Annotated in this window: 14 protein-coding genes; 6 read left to right on the top strand and 8 right to left on the bottom strand. The window is 41.8% G+C overall.

The annotated features are described in order from the left end of the window. Positions 1 to 299: 299 nt before the first annotated feature. A complete protein-coding gene (locus RMZ41_RS19185) occupies positions 300 to 470 on the bottom strand; it encodes a CopG family transcriptional regulator (protein ID WP_322643420.1) in 171 nt (56 codons plus the stop codon). A 232-nt stretch (positions 471 to 702) separates the two neighbouring features. Here RMZ41_RS19185 and RMZ41_RS19180 point away from each other — a divergent pair, with 232 nt between their 5' ends. Next, complete coding sequence (locus RMZ41_RS19180) at positions 703 to 888, top strand: hypothetical protein (RefSeq protein ID WP_322643318.1); 186 nt, start codon at positions 703 to 705, stop codon at positions 886 to 888. A gap of 68 nt (positions 889 to 956) precedes the next feature. Here the strand turns inward: RMZ41_RS19180 and RMZ41_RS19175 are convergent, their stop codons facing one another. Beyond that, the gene (locus RMZ41_RS19175; protein ID WP_409875624.1) at positions 957 to 1,154 is read right to left on the bottom strand and encodes a sigma factor-like helix-turn-helix DNA-binding protein; all 198 of its coding nucleotides are present in this window, start codon (positions 1,152 to 1,154) and stop codon (positions 957 to 959) included. Between RMZ41_RS19175 and RMZ41_RS19170 the strand changes: the two genes are divergently transcribed. The 3 genes from RMZ41_RS19170 (at position 1,074) to RMZ41_RS19160 (ending at position 4,356) form a co-directional block, all read left to right on the top strand. After that, positions 1,074 to 1,274 carry a hypothetical protein gene (locus tag RMZ41_RS19170; protein ID WP_409875625.1) on the top strand — a complete coding sequence of 67 codons (201 nt, stop codon included), beginning with the start codon at positions 1,074 to 1,076 and terminating at the stop codon, positions 1,272 to 1,274. The genes RMZ41_RS19175 and RMZ41_RS19170 overlap by 81 nt on opposite strands. Before the next feature lie 171 nt (positions 1,275 to 1,445). After that, positions 1,446 to 3,059, top strand: coding sequence for a ribosomal protection-like ABC-F family protein (gene abc-f, locus RMZ41_RS19165; RefSeq protein ID WP_322643320.1), 1,614 nt, complete (start codon positions 1,446 to 1,448; stop codon positions 3,057 to 3,059). 385 nt (positions 3,060 to 3,444) lie between these two features. Next, positions 3,445 to 4,356 (top strand): tetratricopeptide repeat protein, encoded by a 912-nt coding sequence (locus RMZ41_RS19160; protein WP_322643321.1) that lies wholly within the window; start codon positions 3,445 to 3,447, stop codon positions 4,354 to 4,356. A gap of 6 nt (positions 4,357 to 4,362) precedes the next feature. On the opposite strand, the gene RMZ41_RS19155 is transcribed toward RMZ41_RS19160, so the two are convergent. Next, positions 4,363 to 4,530: a hypothetical protein gene (locus RMZ41_RS19155; protein ID WP_322643322.1), complete on the bottom strand. Its 168-nt coding sequence runs from the start codon at positions 4,528 to 4,530 to the stop codon at positions 4,363 to 4,365. Here RMZ41_RS19155 and RMZ41_RS19150 point away from each other — a divergent pair. Together RMZ41_RS19150 and RMZ41_RS19145 are read left to right on the top strand one after the other, a co-directional pair. Further along, positions 4,523 to 5,077: a phosphate-starvation-inducible PsiE family protein gene (locus RMZ41_RS19150; protein ID WP_322643323.1), complete on the top strand. Its 555-nt coding sequence runs from the start codon at positions 4,523 to 4,525 to the stop codon at positions 5,075 to 5,077. The genes RMZ41_RS19155 and RMZ41_RS19150 overlap by 8 nt on opposite strands. Before the next feature lie 346 nt (positions 5,078 to 5,423). Continuing rightward, positions 5,424 to 5,669 carry a hypothetical protein gene (locus RMZ41_RS19145; protein WP_322643324.1) on the top strand — a complete coding sequence of 82 codons (246 nt, stop codon included), beginning with the start codon at positions 5,424 to 5,426 and terminating at the stop codon, positions 5,667 to 5,669. 283 nt (positions 5,670 to 5,952) lie between these two features. Here the strand turns inward: RMZ41_RS19145 and RMZ41_RS19140 are convergent, their stop codons facing one another. The 5 genes from RMZ41_RS19140 to RMZ41_RS19120 all read right to left on the bottom strand — a co-directional run bounded on the left by RMZ41_RS19140 (position 5,953) and on the right by RMZ41_RS19120 (position 10,579). Next, positions 5,953 to 6,768, bottom strand: coding sequence for an Rpn family recombination-promoting nuclease/putative transposase (locus RMZ41_RS19140; protein WP_322643325.1), 816 nt, complete (start codon positions 6,766 to 6,768; stop codon positions 5,953 to 5,955). Positions 6,769 to 6,895: 127 nt separating this feature from the next. Continuing rightward, the gene (locus RMZ41_RS19135) at positions 6,896 to 7,816 is read right to left on the bottom strand and encodes a methylenetetrahydrofolate reductase (protein WP_322643326.1); all 921 of its coding nucleotides are present in this window, start codon (positions 7,814 to 7,816) and stop codon (positions 6,896 to 6,898) included. A gap of 58 nt (positions 7,817 to 7,874) precedes the next feature. Then, entirely contained in the window at positions 7,875 to 8,885 is a 1,011-nt protein-coding gene (gene trpS, locus RMZ41_RS19130) for a tryptophan--tRNA ligase (RefSeq protein ID WP_322734477.1), read from the bottom strand. 79 nt (positions 8,886 to 8,964) lie between these two features. Beyond that, on the bottom strand, positions 8,965 to 10,173 hold the full coding sequence (gene cbiE, locus RMZ41_RS19125) for a precorrin-6y C5,15-methyltransferase (decarboxylating) subunit CbiE (protein WP_322643328.1): 1,209 nt from the start codon (positions 10,171 to 10,173) through the stop codon (positions 8,965 to 8,967). A 64-nt stretch (positions 10,174 to 10,237) separates the two neighbouring features. Continuing rightward, positions 10,238 to 10,579 (bottom strand): hypothetical protein, encoded by a 342-nt coding sequence (locus RMZ41_RS19120; protein WP_409875621.1) that lies wholly within the window; start codon positions 10,577 to 10,579, stop codon positions 10,238 to 10,240. Positions 10,580 to 10,588 lie beyond the last annotated feature (9 nt).

The following is a 10,588-nucleotide window of genomic DNA, read 5'->3' as shown; positions in this document are numbered from 1 at the left end:
AACTTGACAGACTATTAACACAGACAAACAATAATTCGAGCAATTAATGTACCTTATAACTTCGGGAAGTGCTGTAACAATGAACTTTCAGGGTAATATTTAAAGCCATAGTAATTGATTTATAACTTTATTCCGTGGTAAGTCAAAAATGGAACTATAAAGCTAGTTTAGCTGTTTTATAGTTCCATTTAGGGAAATTTTTTATTGATACAGCAATCAGCATTACCTGAACCAGTTTTGTGTTTTGGTATTGTGTGCTTGAATTGAACGAATAAAGCGGGTGTTACTCATCAAGCGGTTCAAGTTGCATTTTGTGTTTCTCCGGTTGGCAAAGAGCGAATCAACTCTCGAATCACATCTGTTGCTGGTCGTCCTGTGATTGAGCAGTATTTTTCTAATCTTTCTGCTTCCCCGGATGCCAGATTGATTGTGAGTCGTTTAGTCGCCCATTTCTTATTCACTGATTTAATCAACTCAAATTGAAACTACTTCTCTAATATCAATCATTCAAGCTGTTATCACAATGATAAAAATAATGATATTAGCCTCAAGAAGCTGTAAAGTAAATGCTAATAAGTGTAAAGCCGTAGTGAAGAGTTTAAATTTAGTTTAAGTGATGAAGCTTAAGTAATTTAAAGGCAACAATTATGAGTAGAACATGAGCTAAAAGTTTTTCTATAATTAAGCATTCAGTGGAAATACATGGTAACTAGCAGCTTACCCACTGCATTGCTAGAGGCAATTTTGAACCAAGAGGATACCACCCGTTATCATCTTTCTCAACAAGCTCAGGGGTCACGTCAATTTCATAGCGATGGGACAACTCGGCTTTGCGCTGCTGGTGTCGTTGGGTTTTGGTTTTCGCCCGTTTGTCTTGCAGCTTCTTAAGTTCAGCCCCAGAGAGTTCATCTAAAACATCCTCTAAGGTTAGATATTGATAGATGAGTTACTCTGTATCACTGTTGTTGAGCAATTTCTGATTGGCTCAGTCCGGCATCATACGCAAGTTCGATCGCCTGTCGTTGCCGATCTGAAAGCTGGGTCAATGTCTGCCGTACTTGCTGCGATCGCTCATGCAAAATAGCCTGCTCAACCGGGTATACGCTCCTGGTGCAGCAGTGACGCTCTGCCCCCAAGGTTGCACTAACCCTCACCGATGCTTTATGGTACACTGTAGTGAATATCAAACCTCATCACAACTTCAACGAGATAGCACAAATGAAGTAGTACCAAACACCTGTTGCACCAAAGCAACAAATGTCAACGAAGAATAAACGCAACTAGTTTGACAGGGTTACTTCACATAGTCATGCACTAAAAATATTGTCATCACTCGTATCTATATTTAACTGCTTGACAAGTATCTGCGGCTAATTCTTTTGTGTCTAAACCCGTAATTTTTGTGAAGACACGGGTGGAAGTTTGCGAATTGAGGTTTGAGAATAATGCAGAAAAAATTAATACTATTAGCTGGGAATTTAACCTACGAACTCAGCTTAGATAGAACTTTATTTCACAAAATCCAGGTGAGTATCGAAGCAGGCGATCGCATCGCTTTAGTAGGTCGCAACGGTATAGGAAAATCAACCCTCCTCAAGATACTTGCAGGTCAAATTACCCCAAATGCAGGTTCCGTTTGCTGTAATGGTATTGTCTACTATTTGCCACAAATCAGCACTATCAGGCAAGAAATTACAGCAGATACAGTACTTAATTTTTTGACTTCCGTCTCTGATGAATGGTGGAAGATTGAGGAGATTTTGCAAACACAATTCGGGATAAATATTAATCTTTCTCTACCAATTGTTAACTTGAGCGGTGGAGAACTGACAAAACTATTTCTGGCGATCGGATTATCTCAACAGCCCAACTTGCTGTTGCTGGATGAGCCAACCAACCACATGGATTTACAAGCTTTAGAAAACTTAAGACAATTTCTCCAAAATTTCACTGGGGCGTTTGTAATTGTCTCACATAAACCTTTTTTCTTAGACCAAGTTACAGATATTACTTGGGAACTTACACCTGATGCTTTGAGAGTATATGGAGGGAATTTTTCTCAATATCGAGAGCAGAAAGAAATCGAGTTAGAGGTAGCATTGCGATCGCACGAAGTCGCCAGAAAGGAACTAAAACGTACCCAAGCCACAGCTATGCAAGAACAGCAACGCGCAGCCCAATCTAGCCGCAACGGTCGCGCCAAGTTTCTGAATGGTAGTATTGATAGAATGGCAGCAGGACTGATTAAAACCAAAGCTGAGGTCTCTACCGGAACTGCAAAAAAGAAACATGAGGTAGCAGTAGTCAAGGCTAATCAAAAGGTTGCAGAGACGAAAGTCAAAACTACGAAAGTCACAAGTATTCAGCTAGAAGAAAAAAATCAAAAGCGCCGAAATCTAATTAATATCCAAGGTGCAAATCTTAGGGTATCAGAACGTCTATTGATTCAAAATATTCAATTGCATGTATCTTCTGGCGATCGCATATCCATTATCGGCGCAAACGGTTCTGGTAAATCGAGTCTGGTAAAAGCTATTTTGGGAGTGGAAAACCAAACAGCAGTTTTAGAATCAGGTGAGGTTTTGCTAGCACCCGCTATGAAAGCTGTATATCTCGATCAAACCTACGAATTGGTTAATCGACAATACACACTTTTAGAAAATATGCAAGCTGCCAATCCTAATCTTAGCTATCAGCTTTTGCGTCAACAGTTGGGACACTTCCTCTTTAAATATGATGACGTTCATAAAAGCACGTCTGTGCTGAGTGGGGGTGAATTGGCGAGACTTGCGATTGCTATAATCAGTATCTCAGAAATCGATCTGCTGATTCTTGATGAACCAACTAATAATCTAGATATTGAAACTGTTGAACAAATGGTGGTAGGTATCAATAACTATCAAGGCGCTATTTGGGTCATTTCCCACGATATCGATTTCCTCAGCCGGATTAACATTACCCAAGGTTTCAAATTGAGGGAACAAACTTTGCACATGACAACTTATTTACCCAGCACACCAGAGCAATATTATCAAGAGTTGCTGGAATGTCATACATAAAGCGATCGCTTGTAGTGTTTTGATAGTCAACTCTCGATTTACCGCCTACAGAGCCGATACCGTCAATGCCCATTGCGATGTGTTTCCAAAAGGAGAAGACCGCACTATATCCTGTGGCCTCTGTACCTTTTCGCAACAGCAGGGTTACGGTTAGCATTCAACTGAAAAATGGTCGTCGCTATGACCTGCGCCCTTCGGGTAATCAACCCGGCAATTATCGTAATCAAATAATGCTGAACCAGTAATCTAAATGTGACTGGTATCACATCAGGTAGTGGCTCAGGGAGAGATCCTTCAACAGGGTCGCTCCTGTAATTCAACAAAGATCCGTAAATAACTTTTGATGAAGTAAATTTAACTGAAAGTGTTGCGAATCAGAAAATCAATGACATTATCATTTTTTAAATATCCCATAATAGGGTTAGTAAGTTGGACTTTGTTGGTTGTTAGCATTCCCTCGCTGTCTCTTTCTCTCTCTCCCTCTGTCCCCTCAAAGCTAGCACAATCTAATGGTAAAACAGCCATAGACTGGTTGAACCAAGGTTTACAGGCAATTCAGGCGGGAAAAGTACAAGATGCGATCGCAGCCTTTAAAGAAGCAGCCAAGTTAGATCCGAAACTAGCACCAGCGCACTATAATTTAGGGTTAGCATACCGACAAACAGGGCAATTACAACCCTCTGCGGACGCATTTTATCGAGCAACACAAGCCGATCCTAAATTTGCTCCAGCTTTTGCTAATTTAGGTGGTGCGTTGTTAGAGGGCAATAATTTACAGTTAGCTAACGATTATTTGCAACGATCGTTAGAACTAGATCCAAAATTAGGATTTGCCCACTATAACTTGGGTTTGGTACGAGAGCAGCAACGAGATTGTGAGAAAGCGATCGCATCTTTTAAAAAAGCCATAGAATATAGCAGAAATGCACCAGAACCTCCTTACCATATAGGGATGTGTTATCTTCAGCAAGGCAAACTCGATCAAGCAAGAAATGCCTTTAATCAGGCAGTAAAAATTAATCCTAAATATCCAGAAGCTTACTACAATCTCGGTTCAATTTGGTTTCAGCAAAACAAGTTACAAGAAGCATTAGAGGCTTTTAGAAAATCAGCCGAAGCTAACTCTAACTATCCTAATGCTTATTATGGTGCAGGGTTAGTTTTTATCCAGTTAAAGCAATATAGCGATGCAGTAAAAGTATTCCAATTCGCTAGAGATTTATATAACGCTCAGGGTAATCCTCAATGGGCCAAAAATGCCGAGCAATTGTTGCAACAGGCACAAAATTTAAAATGATTGTCATTAGTCATTTGTCATTTGTCTTTTGTCTAAAACTAATGACCAATGACCAATGACTGATAAATTACCAACCTCGCTGAGGCGCAAAAGCTTAATATTGCATAACATAAAACTATTGGGTTGACTCGCTGGTGTTGTCTGAACTTGTCCCGATTGGAAAGAAATGTACATGCAAAAGCGCCAGAAAAGTCGATTTTTATTTAGCGATCGCTGGCTCGATCGGCACTCAATTGTTCGCAACATGGAAGCCTTTCAAGACTTAATTGTGATTGTCTTGTGTTTGGGTTTGTTCGCCGTCATGCTGATCCAATTGTGGGGGATAGCGATCGCCCTCGTGCAGCCACTAGACTATAAACACGTGACTGCAAAAATACTATTTGTGTTAATTTTAGTCGAGTTATTCCGACTATTAATGGTTTACTTGCAAGAACATAGTATCTCTGTGGGTGTAGCAGTTGAGGTAACAATTGTATCCCTACTGCGAGAAATAGTAGTTCACGGAGCGCTGGAAATTTCCTGGGTTAATACGCTTGCAATTTGTGGTTTGTTATTTGTTCTAGGTGGACTCCTCGTGGTGTGTGCTAAAACACCACACATGGATTGTATGAGCGCGAACACCAAGCTTTGTCCAGTTGTGTATAAAGGAGGTAGAGAACGGCAAAATGATTTGGAATTCCAGTATTCACGTCAATGTGATGATAATCAACCTCTTGGATAAATTTCTATGAAAATGAGGAGTAGGAAGACGAGGTAGAATTTTCTCCCTTGTCTGTCCTATATCCTGATTTATCTGTAGAGTAATGCTAATTATTCATTTGAGCGATACCGACATAGCAATCCTATTTGATTTGTGAGAATTGGAATCCACAGATCCCAGACTTACTAAAGAAGTTGGGGATCTTGTTTTTATGCACTAGTATGTATGGAAAAAAGAGATTGGATACTGTTGTAACCTACACTCGCAAGGTACTTTCGACGTATTGAAATATACTCTTTTTGGAAGATGAATCGCTCTTTCAGGATGAGTATAAAGTTAATTAGAAATTCTCAAAGAGGGTCAAGCAATGACTACAAATATAAGTAACGGACAATCTCAAACAGCGATTAGCGACTTAGAGTATGATTTTGTCACCGTCTTGCACAATAAGGCTGAAGCTGTTAAAGCTTATGATACCTACATCCAAGATGCAGAGCAAGCAGGTTCTCAGCCTTGTGTAGAGTTGTTCCAAAAATTGCGGCAATCTGATATTGAACATGTACAACAGATTCGCCAACATCTACAACAAGTGCTGCAACACGGTAAGATGTAACCCAGATTTTTAGTTCGTAGGCGTAAGTCCGAGGTAGACATCGCTTCTGGTTTAGCTAAAAGAAAAAGAGGCGATGTCTAAAACAGGCTATGACGCTCTCTACGAGACGCTAAAAGCGTAGCTTGCAACTCTTACAGAGTAAGCGGACTCGCTAACGCTTCTCTACGAGACGCTGCGCCTAGCTTGCTTATCCGTTCGCGTAGCGTTCCGCAGGAAAGGAGTAAGCTATGGGTGTCGCACTTGCTAATTAAATTAGACGCAAGCACTACCCAGTATCAGATGACTAATTTTGCGCTGCTTGCTGTACTTGCGCCACCGTTAAATCGAGAGCCACCGCCACTTGCTCTACACTCAATCCCAATGCCAACAACCGAGGAATAGCTTCTAACTTAGCTTCCTGGCGACCTTCCTGGCGACCTTCCTGGCGACCTTCTTCTAAGCCGTCTTTCAGGATTGATTGATACATCCGTGTTTTTTTGAATTCATCGTCTATACCCAACATTTCTGCTAACTCCTCTCGGCTTAACCGGGTAAATTTGTACAACAGAATAGTCTCTATTAATTCTACAATTTGTTTGCTGGTAGATTCATCTGCCAGTTGTTGCTTTGCTTGTAAAATCAATTCTCTACCTTTGTCAATGGCTGTCTCTTCTCTTTCGATAATTAATTTAACGATCGCAACTTGAAGTGAGTTCTCCGTCGTATCTAATTCATCTAGATAAATGCGTCGCACTTGTGAACTGTCTAGTAACAACTCATACGGTAGACGATCGCTCGGATCTGAACTCCTTTGAGGATAGATAACCACAGCACGCCAAAAATTGACGGATTCGTTTTGACGCAAGTAAGTGAAGATTTCGGCAAAGAAGCGTCTATCAAAAGTTGAGTCTAATTGAAACTGGACTTCAACAAAGTAAAGTGGTTGATTTATAGTTTCAGTTGTGGGGATAAATACCCCATCAATCCTAAAAGCAGTTTCTTTTACTTCAAGTGAAACAAATTTATATGCGTTGGCATTGGCAGTCTTGTTGCCAATTATAGCAAAAAATATGCTAGGGAAAGTTTGAAATAGGTTATAAAATATTTTATCAGTTTGCACCTGGATTTAGTCAAGCGAAAATTGGATATTAAAAGCTTATCAAGAATAGTGTATACACGTCTAATTATGCATTAAAAAAAGCAGATGAATGTTAGCATCTGCTTTCAGCAAAAAGCCTTTATTTAATTTACTTTGATACCAACTGATTAAGTGGAGCAACCCCAGCTAAATCTAAAATCGGTGCGATCGCATCTTCCCGTTTAACTGCCATCAAATGGACACCTTGACATAATTGCCGTGCTATCTGTACTTGCTCTGCGGCAATTTTCATCCCTTCCTCAAAAGGGTCTTTGGCTTTTGCCAATCTATCAATAATATGCTGGGGAATATTTACACCCGGAACACATCTATTAATAAACTGGGCATTTTTTGCCGATTTCAACAGAAAAATTCCTGCCAAAATTGGTTTTTTATAGCCAGATGCAATGGTATCCATAAACTTTTCTAGTAGCTCAAAATCAGTAATTAACTGACTTTGAAAAAACTGCGCTCCAGCTTCGATTTTGCGTTCAAATCGACTTTGTAAACCCGACCAACTTTTACATTGTGGGTCTACTGCTGCGCCAACAAATAAATCTAACGCTCCATCAGTCAAGGGTTTTTCGTTACAATCAACACCTTGATTCATCTTCCGAATTAGTTGCAGTAGTCTAACCGCTTCTAAGTCAAACACTGCTTTGGCATCTGGATGATCGCCTGCTTTTACTGAGTCGCCAGTTAAAGCTAAAATATTACGAATACCTAAAGCATGAGCGCCCATTAAATCAGCTTGTAAACCAATGCGGTTGCGATCGCGGCAAGCAACTTGACAAATCGGCTCGATGCCGTTTTGCGACAAAATCACCGACGCGATTAACGAAGACATCCGTAACACAGCGCGGCTACCATCAGTAACATTGACGGCATGAACCCTCCCCTTAAGAGTCGCCGCCATTTGAATCATGTGCGCTGGATCTCCCCCTTTTGGCGGTGCTACCTCGGCGGTAACTAGAAATTCACCTGCTTGTATAGCTCTACGGAAGGCTGTGGGGCTATGGGTGTGATACATAAAATTAAGAATTTCAATTTCTTAAATGGTATAGCAAATCACACCTAAAAGCGAAAGCTTAGAGAGGAAGCGAATAGCCTAAAGCAGCTTTTACTTGTGATAAAGTTTGATTGGCGATCGCTCTAGCTTTTTCCCCACCATCCCGCAACACAGACTCCAAATAACTTTTGTCTGCCGTTACCGAATGATATTTTTCTTGAATTGGTTTCAGGGACTCAATAATTGTGTCCGTTAATAATGGCTTAAATTGTCCCCAGCCCATATCTTGACACTCAACAGCTACATCTTCCTTTCTCTTCCCAGACAGCAATGTATACAGCGTTAACAAATTATTACACTCTGGACGCGCTGGATCGTCAAAAGTTAAACCCCGAATCGGATCGGTTTTACAACGCTTAATTTTGTATTGAATCTGTTCTGGTGAATCGAGCAAACTGATTCGGCTTAACTCCGAAGGATCGGACTTCGACATTTTGCGTGTACCGTCAGCCAAACTCATCACCCTTGCCCCTTCCTTACGAATCAAAGGGTCTGGTAACTTCAGCACGGGCTGATCTGGTTTACCAAATTGGTGATTTAACCGAGCTGCAATATCCCGTGTCAATTCCAAATGTTGCTTTTGGTCTTCACCCACTGGCACTTTATCCGCTTGGTAAAGCAAAATATCAGCTGACATCAAGACAGGGTAATCCAATAAGCCTGCACTCACATTTTCTCCCTGCTTTACAGCCTTTTCTTTGAACTGGATCATATCTTGCAGCCAGTTTAGAGGTGTAATGCAGTTGAGCAACCAAGTCAGTTCACTGTGGGCCGAAACGTGAGATTGCACAAAGATGGTGGAGTGATTTAAATCAAGACCACAAGCTAGATACAGAGCAGCAAGAGTATAGGTATCATCTGCCAACTGTTTTGGATCGTGTGGCACTGTAATCGCGTGCAAATCAGCCACAAACAGATAATTTTCGTATTCGCTCTGACCTTCTACCCAGTTGCGAATGGCTCCCAAGTAGTTACCTAGATGGTAATTGCCGGTTGGTTGAACTCCAGAAAGAACACGTTGCTTGCCCATAAATTCCAACTTAGTTATCTCAAATCCTCGCTATGGCGCGGTTCAAATTTTGATCGCTAGCGATCGCACATAAATCATATTATTTTACAACTGCCCATTGCGTCACAGGTGCCATTGCCCGCCAGCCTAAAAATTTACCAATAGGTTCCGCCCGTTGAATGGCAATACGAATTAAATCCCCACCGACTCGTTCATGCCATTGGAATAAAGTTTGCTCGCCCTCTACTGTCACCACATTTGCGACCAAATGCCCACCCGGCCGCAGTGCTTCCCAGCAAACATCAAAGAGTCCTGTTGCTGTAACCCCACCACCAATAAAAATGGCATCTGGTGTTGGCAGGTTTTTCAGGGCTTGGGGCGCTTTCCCTGCAATGATTTGCAGATTTGGAGTACCGAGAGTGGCGGCATTATCGGCAATATAGAGTAGTCTAGATGAGTTTTGTTCGATCGCGATCGCTCGACACCGAGGATTACTCCGCATCCATTCGATGGAAATTGAACCGCAACCCGCACCAACATCCCACAACAGTGCGCCTGGTGTGGGTGCTAAAGCTGCTAGAGTAATTGCCCTAACTTCCCGCTTCGTTAACTGTCCATCGTGGCGGTAAGCGCTATCTGGTAGCCCTGGTAATCTTAGTAATGGAACAACCCCAGCATCAGCAATACAATAAACTGCGATCGCATTCAACGCCGCAACTTCAGTTTCATTCCAAGATGCAGCCGTCCCTTCGATAATTCTTTCATGAGTGCCGCCCATACGCTCCAGCACGGTCATTTTACTGCCACCATAGCCGCGATTTGTCAAAATCTCCGCAACAACGGCGGGTGTGTCCTTCCCTTCGCTCAAAATTAACAGTCGTGCTTTTGGGTAAATATAAGACTGGAGTAGGGAGGATGGACGACCATTTAAACTCAAGGTTTCCACTTCAGTTAAAGACCATCCCATCCTGGCACAAGCGAGGCTGAAGGCTGAAGGTGCGGGGATAATCGTCATTTCAGAAACCGGAATTCGCCGCATTAAGGTGACACCAATGCCGTAACACATAGGATCGCCGCTTGCAAGTACGCAGATTGACTGACCACGACGCTGAATGATTTCGTTTACAGAGGTGCTAATTGGTGATGTCCAGACTAGTTTTTCACGTTCATCGTCTGTAGGCAGCATTGCCAAATGGCGATCGCCTCCGACAATTACTTTAGCTTGAGTGATTAGGGAAAGAGCGATCGCGCTTAACCCCTCTAATCCATCTTCCCCAATACCGACGATAGAAAGCCATTTCTTTGTCATGTTAATTCATAATTAAATTAATAATTTCTAGTTCATAACTAATATTTGACGATAATTCTAATTCTTAATTACAATCTGCTTTCGCCGGATCATCCCAACACTCATACAAATACTCAAACCCCGGATTCTGCCCCGAATTCGCCGCAGCTTTGAGTTTCTGCATACGTAGCGATCGCACATTTGCCCTTGCAACAATCGTCTCATGCGACCATTTTTCAGCATTGGGGACAGGCACGACAGAACTTTCACCTTCATGATTTGCTTTGACCTTTTCACCCGAAACTGAATTTTCAACCAACAACGTAACTGAATTTCCCTGTTTTACAAGCTCTGGTGTTTTATAAGCGATCGCTGCATTCGCCAAATAACGGAACCAACCGGACTGGAAAGAGGTGTCCAAAAGCACAAACTTCAA

The organism is Nostoc sp. DedVER02 (genome assembly GCF_034530675.2).
Taxonomy (GTDB): domain Bacteria; phylum Cyanobacteriota; class Cyanobacteriia; order Cyanobacteriales; family Nostocaceae; genus Nostoc.
Note: the sequence above shows the minus strand (reverse complement) of the source record. Positions and strands in the feature narration are given on the sequence as shown.